The sequence below is a fragment of the Aeromicrobium sp. CF4.19 genome (assembly GCF_051262555.1).
GTDB lineage: Bacteria > Actinomycetota > Actinomycetes > Propionibacteriales > Nocardioidaceae > Aeromicrobium.
In genome coordinates this window covers 271,892-290,420 of record NZ_JBIMEU010000005.1, presented here as the reverse complement: position 1 = coordinate 290,420, position 18,529 = coordinate 271,892, and the positions used below count along the sequence as shown (strand labels likewise).

11 protein-coding genes are annotated in these 18,529 nt (G+C 72.2%); 7 read left to right on the top strand and 4 right to left on the bottom strand.

Features of this window, described 5'->3' with window-relative positions; translation table 11 throughout:
* Nucleotides 1-233 precede the first annotated feature (233 nt).
* Nucleotides 234-698 carry a MarR family winged helix-turn-helix transcriptional regulator gene (locus ACHAAC_RS13045; RefSeq protein WP_435716712.1) on the bottom strand — a complete coding sequence of 155 codons (465 nt, stop codon included), beginning with the start codon at nucleotides 696-698 and terminating at the stop codon, nucleotides 234-236.
* Nucleotides 699-851: 153 nt separating this feature from the next.
* Between ACHAAC_RS13045 and ACHAAC_RS13040 the strand changes: the two genes are divergently transcribed.
* Complete coding sequence (locus tag ACHAAC_RS13040; RefSeq protein ID WP_435716711.1) at nucleotides 852-1,400, top strand: YceI family protein; 549 nt, start codon at nucleotides 852-854, stop codon at nucleotides 1,398-1,400.
* A 63-nt stretch (nucleotides 1,401-1,463) separates the two neighbouring features.
* Here ACHAAC_RS13040 and ACHAAC_RS13035 read toward each other — a convergent pair whose 3' ends face one another.
* The gene (locus tag ACHAAC_RS13035) at nucleotides 1,464-2,039 is read right to left on the bottom strand and encodes a TetR/AcrR family transcriptional regulator (RefSeq protein ID WP_435716710.1); all 576 of its coding nucleotides are present in this window, start codon (nucleotides 2,037-2,039) and stop codon (nucleotides 1,464-1,466) included.
* Nucleotides 2,040-2,233: 194 nt separating this feature from the next.
* On the opposite strand from ACHAAC_RS13035, the gene ACHAAC_RS13030 reads away from it, so the two are divergent.
* Together ACHAAC_RS13030 and ACHAAC_RS13025 are read left to right on the top strand one after the other, a co-directional pair.
* Nucleotides 2,234-3,451: an acetyl-CoA C-acetyltransferase gene (locus tag ACHAAC_RS13030; RefSeq protein ID WP_435716709.1), complete on the top strand. Its 1,218-nt coding sequence runs from the start codon at nucleotides 2,234-2,236 to the stop codon at nucleotides 3,449-3,451.
* On the top strand, nucleotides 3,451-4,239 hold the full coding sequence (locus tag ACHAAC_RS13025) for an SDR family oxidoreductase (RefSeq protein ID WP_435716708.1): 789 nt from the start codon (nucleotides 3,451-3,453) through the stop codon (nucleotides 4,237-4,239). Before ACHAAC_RS13030 ends, ACHAAC_RS13025 begins: the two co-directional genes overlap by 1 nt.
* Nucleotides 4,240-4,248: 9 nt before the next feature.
* Here ACHAAC_RS13025 and ACHAAC_RS13020 read toward each other — a convergent pair whose 3' ends face one another.
* Together ACHAAC_RS13020 and ACHAAC_RS13015 are read right to left on the bottom strand one after the other, a co-directional pair.
* On the bottom strand, nucleotides 4,249-5,142 hold the full coding sequence (locus ACHAAC_RS13020; protein ID WP_435716707.1) for a diacylglycerol/lipid kinase family protein: 894 nt from the start codon (nucleotides 5,140-5,142) through the stop codon (nucleotides 4,249-4,251).
* Nucleotides 5,139-6,716 carry an FAD-binding oxidoreductase gene (locus ACHAAC_RS13015; protein ID WP_435716706.1) on the bottom strand — a complete coding sequence of 526 codons (1,578 nt, stop codon included), beginning with the start codon at nucleotides 6,714-6,716 and terminating at the stop codon, nucleotides 5,139-5,141. The genes ACHAAC_RS13020 and ACHAAC_RS13015 overlap by 4 nt, the downstream gene beginning before the upstream one ends.
* A gap of 17 nt (nucleotides 6,717-6,733) precedes the next feature.
* On the opposite strand from ACHAAC_RS13015, the gene ACHAAC_RS13010 reads away from it, so the two are divergent.
* The 4 genes from ACHAAC_RS13010 to acpS all read left to right on the top strand — a co-directional run bounded on the left by ACHAAC_RS13010 (nucleotide 6,734) and on the right by acpS (nucleotide 18,502).
* The gene (locus tag ACHAAC_RS13010) at nucleotides 6,734-7,309 is read left to right on the top strand and encodes a TetR/AcrR family transcriptional regulator (RefSeq protein WP_435716705.1); all 576 of its coding nucleotides are present in this window, start codon (nucleotides 6,734-6,736) and stop codon (nucleotides 7,307-7,309) included.
* On the top strand, nucleotides 7,306-8,868 hold the full coding sequence (locus ACHAAC_RS13005; protein WP_435716704.1) for a glycerol-3-phosphate dehydrogenase/oxidase: 1,563 nt from the start codon (nucleotides 7,306-7,308) through the stop codon (nucleotides 8,866-8,868). The genes ACHAAC_RS13010 and ACHAAC_RS13005 overlap by 4 nt, the downstream gene beginning before the upstream one ends.
* A 101-nt stretch (nucleotides 8,869-8,969) precedes the next feature.
* Nucleotides 8,970-18,131 (top strand): fatty acid synthase subunit beta domain-containing protein, encoded by a 9,162-nt coding sequence (locus ACHAAC_RS13000; RefSeq protein WP_435716703.1) that lies wholly within the window; start codon nucleotides 8,970-8,972, stop codon nucleotides 18,129-18,131.
* Nucleotides 18,122-18,502, top strand: a complete 381-nt coding sequence (gene acpS, locus ACHAAC_RS12995) for a holo-ACP synthase AcpS (protein ID WP_435716702.1) — start codon at nucleotides 18,122-18,124, stop codon at nucleotides 18,500-18,502. The genes ACHAAC_RS13000 and acpS overlap by 10 nt, the downstream gene beginning before the upstream one ends.
* Nucleotides 18,503-18,529 lie beyond the last annotated feature (27 nt).

The window sequence follows — 18,529 nt, the reverse complement described above, 5'->3', positions numbered from 1 at the left end:
TTCCTGGCCCGAGAGCCACACATCCCACATCCGCTGCTGCAGATCCAACCGCATCCGCGGCGAGAACCGTTCACCGGCCATCATCATCAACACCTTCACATCATCAGGTGTTGCATCCACGCTGCGGACCCGCCATGGGAATCAGGACTGCTGCACGACTTTCTTGCGTTTGCATGGGTTGCAACCCGTGCAAACGCAAGAAAACCGTGCAGCTGCACGGGTGCGGCCTCGGGTCAGAAGGGACGGCCGTGCAGGTTCGCGCGCACGGCCTCCATCACCCGGCCGAGGGCTCGGAAGTCGTCGGGCTCCACGACCTGCACGAGGTACTCCTGCACCCCGCGGACGTGGGTGTGAGCCGCTTCCTGCAGCAGGGCGAAGCCGGCATCGGTGAGCTCGGCCACGACGCCACGTCGGTCGTCGACGGCCTTGGTCCGGCTGACCAGGCCGTGCCGCTCCAGCCGGGCGATCGTGTGCGTGATCCGGCTGCGGGAGTGGGCGACGGAGGCGGCGAGCTCGGCCATCCGGATGGAGCGCTCGGGCGCCTCGGAGAGGCGGACGAGGATCTCGTACTCGGGCATGGAGATGCCGTGCTGGGTCCGCAGGTCGCGATCGAGGCGGTCGTTGAGGACCGTCGTGCCGCCGAGCATGGCGCGCCAGATGCGTTGCTGCTCGGCGTCCAGCCAAGGGGTCTCGGGCATGGTGGGATCCTAGTGGTCGTCGGGAGCGTCGAGCCGGAGCCCGGTGGCGTGGAGGGAATGCACTCGTTTGATTGAGTGTTCAACCAAAGGTACCGTTCCCTGCAGGGCGTACCACGACCCCGCAGACCACCCGACTTCTTTCACAGGAGAGACATGAGCACCACCACCGCCATCACCGCCGGCACCTGGAACCTGGACCCCACCCACACCGAGATCGGCTTCTCCGTCCGCCACCTGATGAGCAAGGTGCGCGGCAAGTTCGAGACCTTCGAGGGCTCCCTGACCACGGCCGAGGACATCAGCGCCTCCAGCGCGACCGTCACGGTCGACCTCAGCTCGATCAACACCGGGACCGCCGACCGTGACGCCCACCTGCGCTCCAGCGACTTCTTCGACGTCGAGACGCACCCGACGATGACGTTCCGCGCCACCGGCGTCACGCAGAAGGGTGCTGATGAGTTCGTCGTCACGGGCGACCTCACCATCAAGGACGTCACCAAGCAGCTCGAGCTGGCCGTGGACTTCCTGGGCGAGGGCGGCGACCCGTGGGGCGGCACCCGTGTGGGCGTCGAGGCCACCGGTGAGATCAGCCGCAAGGAGTTCGGCATCGACTTCAACATCCCCGTCTCCGGCGCCAACAAGGCCATGATCGGCGACAAGATCACCATCACGATCAACGCCGAGGCCGTGCTCGCTGCCTGAGCAGCTCGTTCCCGCACACGGCGCCGTCCCTTCGGGGCGGCGCCGTGTCGCGTTCCCCGGGGGTCAGCGGTGCTTGCGTGTCATCCGCAGGGCCAGGTCGGCGTGCAGGTCGGCGATGTCGTCCGGTCCCTGAGCGCCGTGCGGGGAGAACCAGCGCAGCAGATCGATGCTCAGGGAGAGCAGGGCCCGCGCCGTGCCGGACACGTCGGCCACGTCGAGCACCCCGGCGTCGACGCCCGCGAGCAGGGCCTGCTGCATGCGTTGCTCGATCTCCCGGCGCACGGCGGCGACCTCCGAGCGGTGCTGGGGGGTGAGCGCGTCGAACTCGTACTGCACGATGCGTCCGACGCGGCTGTTCTCGGCGTGCCAACGGCTGAAGTCGTGCACCATCGACCGCACGCGCTCCTGCGGGTCGGGCTGGCCGTCGGCGGCGCGTTCGATGACCTCCAGGGCCGCGCGATGCCCCTGCATGCTGACCGTGAAGAGCAGGCTCTCCTTGGTGTCGTGGTGCACGTAGACCGCGGCGGGACTCATCCCGGCCCGGGAGGCGATGTCGCGCGTCGTCGTGGCCGTGAAGCCCTTCTCGGCGAAGGCCTCCACGGCGGCCTCGATGAGTCGCTCGCGCGCGGTGACGGTCATCTGCCCCCTCTCGTCCGGTTGACAGCATGACCCATGCGGGGCACGCTAAGCAAGCGCTTAGTCCCGGTCGGGCGGGTCCGCTGTCGTCGGGCTCGTCCCGTCGAAGGGGTCGGCTCCGGCGAGATGTGAAGGAGCCCGACGGCCCCGGTCTCGGCTCGTGAGCACACCGCACGACACACCAGGAAGGCAGCACCATGCCCGAAGCAGTCATCGTCTCGACGGCCCGGTCACCCATCGGCCGGGCCAACAAGGGGTCACTGAAGGACATGCGTCCGGACGACCTCGCCGCGCAGATGGTCGAGGCCGCCCTCGGCAAGATCCCGGCCCTCGATCGACGCCACATCACCGACCTGCACCTCGGCGTCGGCCAGCCGGCAGGGGAGTCGGGCCACAACCTTGCCCGCGCGGTGGCGGTGCTCTCGGGCATGGACCACCTGCCCGGCGTCACGGTGAACCGCTACTGCTCCTCCTCCCTGCAGACGACCCGCATGGCCTTCCACGCGATCAAGGCCGGCGAGGGCGACGCGTTCATCTCTGCCGGGGTGGAGACGGTGAGCCGCTTCCAGAACGGCTTCGCCGACGTCCCGGGCTCGGAGAACCCGCGCTTCGCCGAGGCGATCGCGCGCACGGCTGCCCGCGCCGAGGGAGCGGCCGACACCTGGGCCGACCCGCGCGAGAGCGGTGACCTGCCCGATCTCTACATCGCGATGGGCCAGACGGCGGAGAACGTCGCCCAGCACCTGGGCATGAGCCGCCGGGAGCAGGACGAGTTCGGCGTCCGGAGCCAGAACCTCACCGAGCAGGCCATCGCCGACGGCTTCTGGGCCAAGGACATCACGCCCGTCACCCTGCCTGACGGGAGCATCGCCTCGACTGACGACGGCCCGCGCGCAGGCGTCACGCTGGAGGCGGTCAGCCAGCTCAAGCCCGTCTTCCGTCCCGACGGCACCGTGACCGCCGGCAACGCGTGCCCGCTCAACGACGGCGCCGCCGCCCTCGTCATCATGAGCGACACCAAGGCCGCCGAGCTCGGACTCACGCCGCTCGCCCGCATCGTCTCGACCGCCGTCACGGGCCTCTCGCCGGAGATCATGGGCCTGGGACCGGTCGAGGCGATCCCGGCCGCGCTGGCCAACGCCGGCCTCTCGATCGACGACATCGACCTGTACGAGATCAATGAGGCGTTCGCCGTGCAGTCCTGGGGCTCGGCCAAGGTGCTGGGCATCCCGATGGACAAGCTCAACGTCAACGGCGGCGCCATCGCGATCGGTCACCCCTTCGGCATGACCGGCGCCCGCATCACGAGCACGCTGATCAACTCCCTGCAGCACCACGACAAGCGGCTCGGTGTGGAGTCGATGTGCGTCGGTGGTGGCATGGGCATGGCCATGGTCATCGAGAGGCTCTCCTGATGGCCGGGAACGAGCAGAGGTTCGACGGGCCCGCGGCGGGTGGCCGCTTCCAGGGCAGGGTCGCGATCGTCACCGGCGCGAGCCGTGGCATCGGCCTCGGGATCGCCGAGCGCCTGGTGGCCGACGGCGCACAGGTCATCATCACTGCTCGCAAGCCTGAGGCCCTCGCCGAGGCCGCCGACTCGTTGGGCGACGGCAGAGCCCTCTGGGTCGCTGGCTCCGGCGACGACCCGGCCCACCAGGACGAGACCGTCGCGACGGCGCTGGAGGCCTTCGGCCGGATCGACTTCCTGGTCAACAACACCGGCATCAACCCCGTCTACGGACGGATGATCGACGTCGACCTCGACGCCGCGGCGAAGATCTTCTCCGTCAACGTGCTGTCGGCCGTCGCGTGGGCGCAGAAGGTCTACCGGGCGTGGCAGGAGGAGCACGGCGGCGCGATCGTCAACGTCGCCTCCGTCGGTGGGCTCAAGCCGGCCCCGAACATCGGCATGTACGGCGCGTCGAAGTCCGCGCTCATCCACGTGACCGAGGAGCTGGCCGTCGAGCTGGGCCCGGACATCCGGGTCAACGCCGTCGCGCCGGCGGTCGTGAAGACGAAGTTCGCCAAGGCGCTCTACGAGGGCCGCGAGGACGAGGTGTCGGCGCCGTACCCGCTGAAGCGGCTCGGTGTGCCCGAGGACATCGGCGGCATCGTGGCGTTCCTGCTCTCCGAGGACGCCGCTTGGCTCACCGGTCAGACGATCGTGGCCGACGGCGGGCTGTTGCTCACCGGCGGAGTCTGACCCCGGCGGTCAGCGCAGGACCCGGACCGCGGCGGGGACGACCTCGATGCGGACCGGGTCCGGGCCGAGCGCGCCCAAGGGCTCCCCGTCGCCCCCCATCGAGACCTCGGGATCGGCCGTGAGCGCGATGACACGTCCGCGGAACAGATGCACCTGGTCAAGCGCGACGTGGGCCCCGTCGTAGACCTTGGGGAACGACCGGATCATGTCGAGCCGGCCAGCGGCCTCGATGACGACGACGTCCAGCTCTCCGTCGTCGACGCTGGCCGGCGGGGCGATCAGCATCCCCTTGCCGTAGTAGCCCGAGTTCGCCACGACCACCGTGGCGCCGGTGAAGTGACGGCGCACGCCGTCGATGTCGAGGGTGTAGCGCGCAGCCCTGAACGTGGCCAGGGCGCGCACGGTCGCGACGGGGTACTGCACCTTCTTCGGCACCCACCGCATCCGGTTGACCAGGTCGGCCGTGCGGGCATCGACGCCGGCGTAGACGGATCCGGCCACGACGCGCACGGAGCCGTCGGGCAGCGTCGCGGTGATGAGGTCGGTCGGAGTCGGCTCGGCCTCCAGCAGGATCTCGGCCACGGCGGCCGGGTCGTCCGGGAGCCGCAGCATCCGGGCGAAGTCGTTGCCGCGTCCGGCCGGGACGACGCCCAGGGTGCCGCCTCGACCGGCGACCTCTCCGGCGATGGAGGAGAGCATCCCGTCACCGCCGACCGAGACCACGACGTCGCCACGGTCCACCGCGGCGGTGACGAGGTCGAGCGTCGCCCGGGGGCCCGGTGAGTAGGTCACCTCGACGCTCGCGCCACGGTCGCGCAGGATCCGCGCGACGGGGACGACGGCACCCGGCGCCGCACCACCTCCGGAGGTCGGGTTGACCAGGAAGGAGAAAGAGCGTGTCACGGGATCATCACCCCCGGGTTCAGCACGCCGGTGGGGTCGAGCTCGGCCTTGACCGCCCGCAGGATCGAGACGCCGACCGGGCCGATCTCCTGCGCGAACCACTCCCGGTGATCGGTGCCGACCGCGTGGTGGTGGGTGATGGTGGCGCCCGCGTCGATCATCGCCTGGCTGGCGCGCGCCTTGGCGGCTCTCCACTGCTCCAGCGGGTCCTCGGCCTGGGGGGTGGCGACGGTGAAGTAGAGCGAGCAGCCGGTCTCGTAGACGTGGGAGATGTGGCACAGGACGATCGTCCTGTCCCCGAGCTCGGCCGTGAGCGCATCCTTCACCGCCGTGTAGAGCCGTTCTCGGTCGGCCCAGAAGGTCGCTGTCTCCAGGGTCTCGGCGAGGACGCCGACGTCGAGCAGGGAGTCGCGCAGGTAGGGCGCGTGGAAGCGACCGGCGACCCAGGCGTCGCCGCGCTCCTCGCCGAGGGGCGTGCCACCCAGCCCCTCCAGAGCCGCCGAGACGAGGGCGCGTCGACCGGCGACGTCTGGGCCCTCGTGGCCGACGATCATCAGGCACCCACCCGTCGTCCCGCCGCCGACGTCGGACTGCGAGGCCAGGTTCAGGGCGGTCTCGGTCTCGTCGGAGAGCCGGAGCACGGTGGGCATCAGGGCGTTCTGGGCGAGGTGGCGCATCGCGTCGGCGCCCTCGGAGAAGGAACCGAACTGCCAGGCCTCGTAGACCTTCTGCGCGGGGAGCCGCCGCACCCGCACCCGGACCGCGGTGATGATGCCGAACGCCCCCTCGGAGCCGAGCACCAGCTGGCGCAGGTCGGGCCCGGCGGCGTTGGCGGGGGAGCTGCCCAGCTCCAGGGTTCCCTGTGGGGTCGCGAGGGTCAGACCGACCACCATCGCGTCGAACCGGCCGTACCCGGCCGACGACTGCCCACTCGAGCGCGTCGCGGCGAAGCCGCCGATGCTGGCGTACTCGAAGGACTGCGGGTAGTGGCCCAGCAGGAGTCCCTCCTCGGCGAGCAGTGCCTCGGCCTCCGGTCCGCGCAGTCCTGGTTCCAGGACCGCAGTCATCGAGACGGTGTCGACCTCGCGCAGCGCCTTCATCCGCACCAGGTCGATCGAGAGCACCCCTGCGAAGCCCTCGCGCCGTGGGGCCAGCCCGCCGGTGACCGAGGTCCCCCCGCCGAACGGGACCACGGCGAGGTGGTGGCGGACCGCGAGCGCGAGGAGGGCCTCGACCTCCGCATGGCTGCCGGGCCGGACCACCGCGTCGGGGGCGTCGGCCACGTCTCCGGCGCGTGCGCGGAGCAGGTCAGGAGTGGACTTGCCCCGGGTGCGCAGCCGGCGCTCCTCGTCCCCGGTGAGCACGTGGTCCGGGCCGAGGAGGACGCGCAGCTCCTCCAGCTGCCCAGGCGACAGGCTCGGTACCGGCACGGTGACGTCGACGGCCGCGGGCGACTCCCGGATGCCGAACGCGAGCTCGACCAGGTCGCGGGTGGCGTCGGGCAGGGGGCCGGCCGAGGCCGGGTCACCCCATCGGGAGGCATGCATCTCGTGGCTCGGGGGCTCGTGCGTCATATGTTACAGTGTGACACATGACGTCACCTCGTCACAACCAGTATCTCGACGCCGCCAGGGAAGCCATCCTGGACGTCGGGTGGAAGCGGACCACGCTCACCGACGTCGCCCGGCGTGCGGGCGTCTCGCGCATGACGATCTATCGCACGTGGCCCGACATGCAGACCTTGCTGGCCGACCTGATGACCCGGGAGTGGGCGGGCATCGTCACGGCGGTGCCCGCGCCCATCGACGACGAGCCGACGCCCGAGCGGATCGCAGCCGGCCTCCTCGCCGCGATCGAGGCCCTACGCGCGAACCCGCTCTTTCGACGGATCCTGGACCTCGACGCGGACCTGCTGCTTCCGTACCTGCTGGATCGTCGGGGCCGGTCCCAGCAGGCGATCCTCGACTTCCTCACCCCGCTCATCGCCGCGGGGCAGGCGGCCGGGACCGTCCGCGCGGGGGATCCCGAGCTGCTGGCCCGCACGCTGGTCCTGGCGGCACACGGCCTGGCCCTCTCCGCGCACACCATGAGCGATCCGGACGGCATCGACGAGACCGACCTCGCCCGGTCCTTCGTCGACCTGGTGGCGCGGGGGCTGGCCCGATGAGCCCAGTCCCCGAGAGTGCTGCTGCTCCCGTGCTCGGTCATGGCGCCGACGGCCTGCCTGCCGAGGTCGACGTGCTCGTGGTCGGCCTCGGTGTCACCGGGGCAGGGGTCGCTCTCGACGCCGCCTCCCGTGGACTGAGCGTCGTGGCGATCGACGCCTTCGACGTCGCCTTCGGGACGTCGCGCTGGTCCAGCAAGCTGGTGCACGGCGGTCTGCGCTACCTGGCCAAGGGGCAGGTCGGTGTCGCGCACGAGAGCGCCGTCGAGCGCGGCATCCTGATGGAGCGCACCGCCCCTCACCTCACCCACGCCATGCCCATGCTCCTGCCGCTGATGTCCAGCGTCTCGCGCCCGCAGGCTGCCGCGGCGAGGCTGGGCTTCGCCGCCGGGGACGCCTTGCGTCGCGGCGCCCACACCAGTCCGGAGACGCTGCCCGGTCCGCGTCGGATCTCCAGCACCGAGGTGCTGGCGCTGGCGCCGGGGCTGCGCCGGGCGGGCCTGCGGGGTGGCCTGCTGTCCTGGGACGGCCAGCTCGAGGACGACGCCCGCCTGGTGATCGCGATCGCCCGGACGGCGGCGGCCCATGGTGCCGTCGTGCGCACACGGGTCCGGGCGACCGCGGTCACCGGCAGCTCCGCGCAGCTGCGGGACGAGCTGACCGGAGCGACCTCGAGCATCCGGGCCAGGAGCGTCGTCAACGCCACCGGCGTGTGGGCCGGTGACCTGGTCGACGTTCGGCTCAAGCCCAGCCGGGGCACCCATCTCGTGCTGAGGGCGCAGTCCCTGCCGGGTCTGACGACGGCCGTCACCGCACCGATCCCCGGGGCCAGCAACCGGTTCGTGCTGGTGCTCCCGCAGCCCGACGGGACGATCTACGTCGGGCTGACGGACGAGGAGGTCGAGGGCGAGATCCCGGACGTCCCCGAGCCGTCGGAGCCCGAGATCGGGTTCCTCCTCGACGTCGTCGCCGCCGCGTTCGACCGGCCCCTGCGCCGCGACGACGTCGTCGGTGCGTTCGCCGGGCTCCGCCCGCTCCTGGACAGTGGCGGCTCCACCGCGGACCTCTCGCGCCGGCACGCCGTGCTCGTCTCGGCCGAGGGCGTGGTCACCATCGTCGGCGGCAAGCTGACCACGTACCGACGGATGGCCGAGGATGCCGTGGACGCGACCGGACTGGCGCCTGGGCGGTGCCGCACCCGTGACCTGCCGCTGGTGGGTGCGGCGTCGAGGGCAGAGCTGGCGCGGCTCGAGGAGCCTGCCCGGCTGGTCCGCCGGTTCGGCACCGAGGCGCGGCTGGTGCTCGAGAACGCCCGCCGGGTCACCGGGGCGACGGACACGGAGCTGCTGGCCCCCGTCGCCGCACATCTGCCGGTGACCCTCGCCGAGCTCGTCTTCGGCGTGACGCACGAAGGTGCTGTCGACGTCACGGACCTGCTGGAGCGACGCACGCGCATCTCGCTGGTCCCCGACGACATCGAGGCCGCGAGACCCGCGGCCGAGCGGGCGCTGCGCCTCGCTGCGGCGCACCCGGCGCACGCGGCCACCGCGGGGTCGGTGTGACGAAGAAGATGAGGACTCCCTCATATAAAACTTGAGGTATTCCTCATGTTTCGCGATGATGGGTGGTGACCCCCAGTCGCCGAACCCTAGGGATGCATCGCGTGACCACGTTCGACACGACCCCCACGACCCGCCCCACCCCCGAGTCCACGACGGCCCCCCGGGCCGATCGTCAGGCTCTGGTCGACCACCTCCGCGAGGGGGTGCCGTACGCCGTCCTGCTCGGCGGCCAGGGAGAGCCGTGGCTGGAGTCGTTGGCGGACCTCGTGCGCGACTTCGCGCTCGAGTCCGACCTGGAGCAGCTCGTCCGACGTGCCGATCAGCTGCTCGCGCCCGTGGCGGCCGAGCTGCTGCGCACCGGCGCCGACGTCACGCCGCTCGCGTGGGTCGACGTGCTGGCCGTGGGGGAGTCGGCCGAGGACGACGACGCACCGCAGCTGCCCTCGGCGGCCGCGCTCGCTGCGCCCGTCCGCTCCGTGCCCGGCATCCTGCTGACCCAGCTCGCCGGGCTCCGCGCCTTGCGCCAGCAGGGGCTGGACACGTCCGTGAACCGTCCGGTCGCCGTGGCCGGCCATTCCCAGGGAGCGCTCGGCGCGGCCGCCCTGGACGGGGTCGACGGGAGTGGGGTCGACGAGGTCGAGCTGTACGCCTACGCGCGCCTGATCGGTGCCGCGGCGCAGGTCGTCGGACGTCGCCGGGGCCTGCTCGGCGAGACCATGGTCAGCGTCTCCGGTGAGCGCCCCGAGCGCGTCGCCGCAGCCCTCGCCGACCTGCCGGACTCTGCCCGCGTGGTCACCCACCTGCACAACGGCCGTCGGGCTGTCGTGCTCTCCGGCCCCGAGGCGGGCCTGCGGCGCGCCGTGGGCCTGCTCGAGGAGCATGCCGAGGCCGAGAAGGCCGAGCGCGGCCGCAAGACCACCGGGGGATCGGCCTTCGCGCCGGTCATCGAGCCGGTGGCCTCCGGCCTGGCGTTCCACCACCCCGACCTCTCCGAGGCCGCCGACCTGGTGGCCGACTGGGCCGCCCGGGCGGGCCTGGACGCCGAGCGTGGCCGTGATCTCACGATGCGCTCGATCGTCGAGCCCGTCGACTGGGTCTCCTCCCTCGAGCGGGTCATGGACGCGGGTGCCGACTGGCTGCTCGACATCGGCCCCGGCGCCCTTGCCGCCAAGCTCAGCGCCGCCGAGGCCCGTGTCCGCGGCGCCGGCGTCGTCGCCGTCGCCACGAGAGGCGGTCACCGCGAGCTCACGGCGCCCGGGGCAGCGCCGCGCCGCTCGGCCCCCTGGGCCTCGTTCGCGCCCACCGTCGTCTCCCTGCCCGACGGCTCAGTCCGGGCCGAGACCCGCTTCACGCGCCTGACCGGTCGTTCCCCCGTCCTGCTGGCGGGCATGACGCCGACGACCGTCGACGCCCGGATCGTCGCGGCCGCCGCGAATGCCGGCTTCTGGGCCGAGCTCGCCGGTGGTGGGCAGGTCAGCGAGCCGATCTTCACCGACCGCGTGGCCGAGCTGGAGTCCCTGCTGGAGCCCGGTCGCACCTGGTCCTTCAACTCCCTCTTCCTCGACCCCTACCTGTGGAAGCTGCAGCTCGGTGGGCAGCGTCTGGTGCAGAAGGCGCGCGCCGCCGGTGCGGCCATCGACTCCGTCATCGTCACGGCGGGCGTCCCCGAGCTCGAGGAGGCCGTCGCGCTCGTGGCCGAGCTCCGCGAGGCCGGCATCGAGCACACCGTCTTCAAGCCGGGCACCGTCAAGCAGATCAAGCAGGTGCTCAAGATCGCCGACGAGGTCGCCCCGCACCCCGTCATCGTCCAAATCGAGGGCGGCAAGGCCGGTGGCCACCACTCGTGGGAGGACCTCGACGAGCTGCTCATCCGCAGCTACGCCGACCTGCGTGCCCGCGACAACGTGGTGGTCTGTGTCGGCGGTGGCGTCGGCACGCCCGACGTGGCCGCCGCCTACCTGACCGGTGAGTGGGCCCGCGCCCACGGTCACCCGGTCATGCCGCTGGACGGCGTGCTCGTCGGCACGGCTGCGATGGCGACCCTGGAGGCGACGACGTCCCCGCAGGTCAAGCAGCTGCTCGTCGACACCCCGGGCACGCCCGACTGGGTCGGTGCCGGCCGCGCCGAGGGTGGCATGGCCTCCGGGCGCAGCCAGCTCGGTGCCGACATCCACGAGATCGACAACACCGCCTCCCGCGCCGGCCGCCTGCTCGACGAGGTCGCCGGTGACGCCGATGCCGTGGCGGAGCGACGTGCGGAGATCGTCGAGGCGCTCGACCGCACCGCCAAGCCGTACTTCGGCGACGTCGCCGAGATGACGTACGCCCAGTGGCTCTCGCGCTACGTGGAGCTCACGTACGGCCATTCCTCCATCACCGGACACGACGAGGACGGCTCCGTGGGCGAGGACTGGCTCGACGTGACGCTGCGCGACCGGTTCCACGAGATGGTGCAGCGTGCCGAGGCGCGGCTGGTCGACGCGGACCACGGGACCGTGCCGACGAGCTTCGCGACCCCCGACGACGTCGAGGACGCGACGGCCGCGCTGGCGACGCTCCTGGCTGAGCACCCGCACGCCGCCGACGTCGTGCTGCACCCGGCCGACGTGCCGTTCTTCGTCCAGGTGTGCCGCCGCCCCGGCAAGCCGGTCAACTTCGTGCCGGTCATCGACGCCGACGTGCGCCGCTGGTGGCGCTCGGACTCGCTGTGGCAGGCCCACGACCCGCGCTACGGCGCCGAGGCCGTGTGCGTCATCCCCGGCACGGTCTCCGTCGCCGGCATCACGCGTGCCGACGAGCCGGTCGCCGAGCTGCTGCAGCGCTTCGAGGACGCCGCCGTCGACGCGACCCTCGCCGGTGGTCGCTCTGCGCTGGCCGTGCCCGGCCGACGCCGCACGGATGGTGTCTCCGACGCCGTCTCGCTGGTGCTCGCCTCCTCCGACGCCGTGTGGGCCGGACGCACCGTCCGCAACCCGGTCCACCGACTCGGTGAGGGCTGGGTCATCGTCGACCCGTCCCGCGCCGAGCACGCCGAGACCGGCGCGACGCTCCTGGCATCTGCCACGGGCGCCGCACGCCTGTCCGTGCCGCTCTCGCGCGGCGGCCACACGCTCACGCTGGACCTCGAGGTCGGTGACCACGTCGCCACGGGTGGCGTCCCCGTCGTCGCGGCCGACGGTGCCGCGGCCGCCATGCTCGAACTCGTCACGACCGCCGCGGGCGGCGAGCTGCCGTCGGTCGACGGGACGAGTGTCGGTGCCACCGCCACGACGCAGGTGCGTTGGAGCCCCGACCTGGCCGCCGACCACGCCGGTGTGACCGCAGGCACCGGCGAGCGGCCCGTGCCGGACTCCCTCGTGGGCCCGGCCTGGCCCGCCGTCTTCGCCGTCATCGGCGCCGCACGGACCACCTCCTCGGACGGTCGTGCGGACGAGGCGGTCGTCGAGGGCATGCTCGACCTGGTCCACCTCGACCACGTCACCCACGCGACCCGCCTGCCCGACGCCGAGACGTCCCTGCACGTCACCGCCACGCTGGCCGGCATCGAGGCCACCGAGCTCGGCCGTGTGGTGAGCGTCGACGTGACGATCACCGACGGCGGTCGCGCCGGCGAGGGGGCAGCCGTCGCCTCGCTGACCGAGCGTTTCTGCGTCCGTGGTCGGCCCGGCTCCGCCCCCGTGGCGGACCCGGCTCGCGCCGGGGGCACGCTCGACGACCCGCGGGACACTCCGCGGCGCTCCCGCGCCGCGGCGACCCTGCAGGCCCCCACCGACATGGACGCGTTCGCCGCCGTCTCCGGCGACCACAACCCGATCCACACCAGCACCGCCGCCGCCCGGCTGGCCGGGCTCGAGGGCCCGATCGTCCACGGGATGTGGCTCTCCGGCGCCGCCCAGCACGTCGTGGCCGGTGAGACCGGCCGCCGCATCGTGGGCTGGACCGCCCGCTGGCTGAGCCCGCTGCGGCCCGGCGCCACGGTCGAGATCCGCGCCGACCGGGTCGGCCTGGAGTCCGGCGACGAGGTTGTCGACGTCACCTGCCGGGCTGACGGAGAGCTCGTCATGTCCGCCACCGCCCGTCTTGCCGCACCGCGGACCGCCTACGCCTTCCCGGGCCAGGGCATCCAGCACGCCGGCATGGGCATGGCCGGCTACCAGCGCTCCAAGGCCGCCCGAGAGGTCTGGGACCGCGCTGACGCCCACACCCGCGAGGCCCTCGGGTTCTCCATCCTCACGGTCGTCCGGGACAACCCGACGCTCCTCGTGGCCGACGGCGTCAGCCACAAGCACCCCGACGGCGTGCTCTTCCTGACCCAGTTCACCCAGGTCGCCATGGCGGTGCTGGGCGCCGCCCAGATGGCCGAGCTCCGAGAGTCCGGAGCGTTCGTCGAGGGCTCCGTCCTCGCCGGCCACTCCGTCGGGGAGTACAACGCCCTCGCCGCCGTCTCCGGCGTCATCCCGCTGGAGGCCGTCGTCGAGGTCGTCTTCCAGCGTGGCTCGGTCATGCACGCGCTCGTCCCGCGCGACGCGGACGGCCGCAGCGACTACCGTCTCGCCGCCATCCGTCCCTCGCAGATCGGCCTCGCCGACGACGAGGTGCGTGACTACGTCGAGGGTCTCGGCGAGCGGTCCGGGGAGTTCCTGCAGATCGTCAACTACAACCTGCGCGGGTCGCAGTACGCCATCGCCGGCTCCGTGCGTGGTCTGGAGGCTCTCGAGGCCGACGTGACGCGCCGACGGGCCGAGCACGGTGGCAAGGCCGCGTTCATCCTGGTCCCCGGCATCGACGTGCCGTTCCACTCCCGGGTGCTGCACGGCGGCGTCCCGGACTTCCGCGACCGCCTCGAGGAGCTGCTGCCGGCCGAGATCGACCCGTCGATCCTCGAGGGCCGCTACGTCCCGAACCTCGTGCCGCGCCCGTTCTCGCTGCGACGCGAGTTCGTCGCCGAGATCAGCGAGCTGGTCGGTGAGTCACCGCTCGACGCGGTCCTGGCCGACTTCGAGGCCTGGGCGGCCCGGCCCAGCGCCCTGTGCCGCACCCTGCTGGTCGAGCTGCTGGCCTGGCAGTTCGCCAGCCCGGTGCGCTGGATCGAGACCCAGGACCTGATGTTCACCGCGGAGTCCGAGGGTGGGCTCGGCATCGAGCGCTTCGTCGAGGTCGGCGTGGGCCAGGCTCCGACGGTCGCGAACCTCGCGTCCTCGACGCTGAAGCTCCCCGCCGTCCAGCGGACCCTCGGTGCCCCGGTCGAGGTGCTGAACATCGAGCGCGACGCCGGTCCGGTCTTCGCGACCGACGAGGACCCGGCCCCCGCCGAGGACGAGACGGCGCAGGACGACACGGGCGACGCGCCCGAGCCGGCTCGGGCCGAGGCCCCCGCTGCTGCAGCCGCTCCTGCGGCGACGAGCACGGGGCCGCGTCCTGACGACCTCTCCTTCGATGCCGCCGACGGCACGAAGACCCTCGTCGCCTGGTGGACCAAGCTCCGCCTGGACCAGATCGGCGCGGCGGACTCCATCGAGTCGCTGTGCGACGGTGCGTCGTCACGACGTAACCAGCTTCTCGTCGACCTCGGTGGCGAGCTGAACCTCGGCGCCATCGACGGTGCCGCGGACGCCGACGTCCCGACCCTCGCCGCGCAGGTCACCGGCCTCGCCCGTGGCTACAAGCCGTTCGGGCCGGTGCTCACGACCGCCTTCGCCGATCATCTCAAGAAGGTGCTCGGACCGACCGGCCGCAAGCAGTCCGCCGTCACCGAGCGGGTGAGCGACGTGTGGCAGCTCGGCCCGGGCTGGGCCAGCCACGTCCTCGCCGAGCTCGCCCTCTCCACCCGTGACGGGGCGAGCGTGCGCGGGGGAGACCTCGCCACCATCGCGACGCCGACCTCGGGCACCGAGGTCGATGCCGCCGTGGACACGGCAGTGCAGTCCGTGGCCTCCCGCCACGGCGTGAGCGTGGACCTTCCCGCCTCCGGTGGTTCGGACGCGACGGTCGATGCAGCCGCCCTCGCGGAGATCACCGGTGAGATCACCGGCACCGACGGTGTGCTCGCCAGCACGGCGCGTCACCTGCTCGGACGGCTCGGCCTCGCCGAGGCCGCGCCCGAGAGCGCTGGCGTCGATGCGTCGGACCAGCGAGTGCTGGAGCGCGTCGAGGCCGAGCTCGGCCCCGACTGGGTCGACCTCACCGCGCCGGCGTTCGACGAGCGTCGCGCCCTGCTGCTGGACGACCGCTGGGCCACGGCGCGCGAGGACCTCGCCCGCATCGCCCTCGGCGGAGACGACGTCGCCCGCGACGTGACCTTCGCCGGCACCGGAGAGGCCGTGGCCAAGCAGGCCCGGTGGTGGGCCGCCCGCACCCAGGACGTGGAGCTGTCCGCCCGACTCGACCGCATCGCCGAGGAGGCTCTCGACGAGTCCGCCGGTGAGTGGGCCGACGAGGTCGCCGTCGTGACCGGCGCGAGCCAGGGCTCGATCGCCGCGTCCGTCGTGGCCGGGCTGCTGCGCGGTGGTGCCACCGTCGTCACGACGACGTCGCGCCTGGATGCCAAGCGCCTGCACTTCTACCGTGACCTGTACCGCTCGCACGCCCGGGCCGGTGCGGTCCTGTGGGTGGCCCCGGCCAACATGGCCTCCTACACCGACGTCGACGCGCTCGCCGCGTGGATCACGTCGGAGCAGTCGCGCACGGTGGGCAGCACCAAGCACGTCAGCAAGGCCGCCCTCACGCCGACGATGCTCGTGCCGTTCGCGGCCGGTCGCGTCATGGGTGACCTGACCGACGCCGGAAGTCGTGCCGAGGTCGACACCCGCATCCTGCTGTGGTCGGTGGAGCGGCTCATCGGCACGCTCGCCGCGACCGGCCGGGACCACGACCTCGCTGCCCGCCTGCACGTCGTGCTCCCGGGCTCGCCCAACCGTGGCATGTTCGGCGGGGACGGCGCCTACGGCGAGGCCAAGGCCGCGCTGGACGCCATCGTCGCGAAGTGGTCGGCAGAACGGACGTGGGCCGACCGCGTCACCATCGCCCACGCCATCATCGGCTGGGTCAAGGGGACCGGACTGATGGGTGCCAACGACCCGCTCGTCGACGCCGTCGAGGCTGCGGGGATCCAGACCTGGACCACCGGTGCCATGGCGGAGAAGCTCCTGGAGCTCAGCACTCCCGCTGCTCGGGAGTCGGCCGCCGAGAAGCCGCTGACCGCCGACCTCACGGGCGGCCTGGCCGGGGCGGACCTCGATCTCAAGGCCCTCGCGGCCGACGTCGAGCCGCCGACCCGCGAGGCGGACGAAGGACGCGAGGGCATCGCCGCCCTCGCCCCGTCGCCCGCGCAGCTCCCCGAGGGCGTCACCCCCGCGTGGGGCGACGTCACCGCACGACCCGAGGACCTCGTGGTCGTGGTCGGGACCGGTGAGCTCGGCCCCTACGGCTCGGCCCGGACCCGCTTCGAGATGGAGGTGCACGACGAGCTGTCGGCAGCCGGCGTCCTGGAGCTGGCATGGTCCACCGGGCTGGTCACGTGGGACGAGACCAACCACGGTTGGTACGACGCCGAGTCCGACGAGCCCGTCGACGAGGCCGACATCCACGCGAGGTACCACGACGTCGTCGTCGAGCGCTGCGGCATCCGTCGCTACGTCGACGACGGCTCCATGGTGGACAACACCGCGCCGCTTCTGACGTCGGTCTACCTCGATGAGGACCTGACCTTCGCCGTGGGCAGCGAGACCGAGGCCAGTGCGATGAAGGACGCCGATCCCGGGCGCACCTCGATCGCCCAGAGCGCTGACGGGGACTGGAGCGTCACCCGACGCGCCGGCACCGAGATCCGCGTGCCGCGTCGCATGTCGCTCAGCCGCACCGTCGGCGGGCAGATCCCCACGGGCTTCGACCCGGCGGTCTGGGGCGTCCCGGCCGAGATGCTGGAGTCCGTCGACCGTGTCGCCATCTGGAACCTGGTGAGCACCGTGGACGCGTTCCTGTCCAGCGGGTTCACCCCCGCGGAGCTGATGCGCTGGGTCCACCCGGCGTTCGTGGCCAACACGCAGGGCACCGGCATGGGTGGCATGAGCTCGATGCACTCGCTGTACATCAACACGCTGCTGGGGGAGAGCAACCCCAACGACATCCTGCAGGAGGCGCTGCCGAACGTCATCGCGGCGCACGTCGTGCAGTCCTACGTCGGCAGCTACGGCGCGATGATCCACCCGGTGGCGGCCTGCGCGACCACCGCGGTCTCCGTGGAGGAGGGCGTGGACAAGATCAAGGTCGGCAAGGCGGAGTTCGTCGTGGCCGGTGGCTTCGACGACCTCAGCACGGAGGGCATCATCGGCTTCGCCGACATGTCCGCCACCGCCGACACCGGCGTCATGACGGCCCAGGGCATCGACGAGCGGCGCGTCAGCCGCGCCAACGATCGTCGTCGTGGTGGGTTCGTGGAGTCCCAGGGTGGCGGCACGCTGCTGCTGGCCCGTGGCGACGTCGCGGCCCGCATGGGCCTGCCGGTGCTGGGTGTCGTGGCCTTCGCGGCCTCGTACGCCGACGGCGTCCACACGTCCATCCCGGCGCCCGGCATCGGTGCGCTCGCGGCCGGCATCGGTGGCGAGCAGTCGATGCTGTCGCGCTCCCTGGCCTCGATCGGTCTGTCGGCCGACGACATCGGTGTCGTCAGCAAGCACGACACGTCGACGGACGCCAACGATCCCAACGAGTCCGAGCTGCACGAGCGGCTGGCGGCGGCCCTGGGCCGCAGCGAGGGCAACCCGCTGTTCGTGGTCTCGCAGAAGTCGCTCACCGGCCACTCGAAGGGCGGTGCCGCGGCGTTCCAGCTCAACGGCCTGTGCCAGGTGCTCGGTGGGGGAGTCCTGCCGCCGAACCGCAGCCTGGACTGCGTCGATGACGTGCTGGCCGAGAACGAGCACCTGGTGTGGCTGCGCGAGCCGCTCGCGACCCCCGGTCTCAAGGCCGGGCTGGTGACGAGCCTGGGCTTCGGTCACGTCGCGGGCATCATCGCCCTCGCACACCCGGCAGCGTTCGTCGCCTCGCTGGAGGAGGCCGACCGCGAGGAGTACCTGGCCGCGTCGCGTCGGCGGGTCGTCGAGGGTCGGATGCGGCTGGCGCGCACCATGACCGGCGGCGCCCCGGCGTACGAGCGTCCGGCGGACCGTCGCCTCGGCTCCGGTCAGGGTGTGCGTCCGCTGGAGGCGTCGGTGCTGCTGGACCGTGGTGCCCGTCTGGGCGAGGACGGTGTCTACGCGTGCCGGTGATCGGCGTGGGCACGGACCTCGTGCACGTGCCGTCCTTCGCCGAGCAGCTGCAGAGACCGGGCACCCGGTTCGCGCAGGTGTTCACGGCGGGCGAGCGACGGGACGCTGAGGGACGGCCTGAGTCCTTGGCGGTCCGCTGGGCCGCCAAGGAGGCACTGGTCAAGGCGTGGTCGGGCTCGATGTTCGGGTCGCCGCCCGTCATGGGGGACGAGGTCCTGGGCCTGGTCGAGGTGGTGCGCGACGCATGGGACCGCCCACGCCTCCGTCTGCATGGTGACGTCGGCAAGCACCTGGACGGGGTGGACGTGCACGTCAGTCTCAGTCACGACGTGGACCACGCCCTGGCCCACGTGGTCCTCAGCACTCCCTGACGTCGCTGCAGGCACCGATCATGTGGC

Bases quoted from the DNA above. Each gene is read 5' to 3' on its own strand.
- ACHAAC_RS13045 (WP_435716712.1), bottom strand. From the start codon at position 698: ATGCCCGAGACCCCTTGGCTGGACGCCGAGCAGCAACGCATCTGGCGC.
- ACHAAC_RS13040 (WP_435716711.1), top strand. From the start codon at position 852: ATGAGCACCACCACCGCCATCACCGCCGGCACCTGGAACCTGGACCCC.
- ACHAAC_RS13035 (WP_435716710.1), bottom strand. From the start codon at position 2,039: ATGACCGTCACCGCGCGCGAGCGACTCATCGAGGCCGCCGTGGAGGCC.
- ACHAAC_RS13030 (WP_435716709.1), top strand. From the start codon at position 2,234: ATGCCCGAAGCAGTCATCGTCTCGACGGCCCGGTCACCCATCGGCCGG.
- ACHAAC_RS13025 (WP_435716708.1), top strand. From the start codon at position 3,451: ATGGCCGGGAACGAGCAGAGGTTCGACGGGCCCGCGGCGGGTGGCCGC.
- ACHAAC_RS13015 (WP_435716706.1), bottom strand. From the start codon at position 6,716: ATGACGCACGAGCCCCCGAGCCACGAGATGCATGCCTCCCGATGGGGT.
- ACHAAC_RS13010 (WP_435716705.1), top strand. From the start codon at position 6,734: ATGACGTCACCTCGTCACAACCAGTATCTCGACGCCGCCAGGGAAGCC.
- ACHAAC_RS13005 (WP_435716704.1), top strand. From the start codon at position 7,306: ATGAGCCCAGTCCCCGAGAGTGCTGCTGCTCCCGTGCTCGGTCATGGC.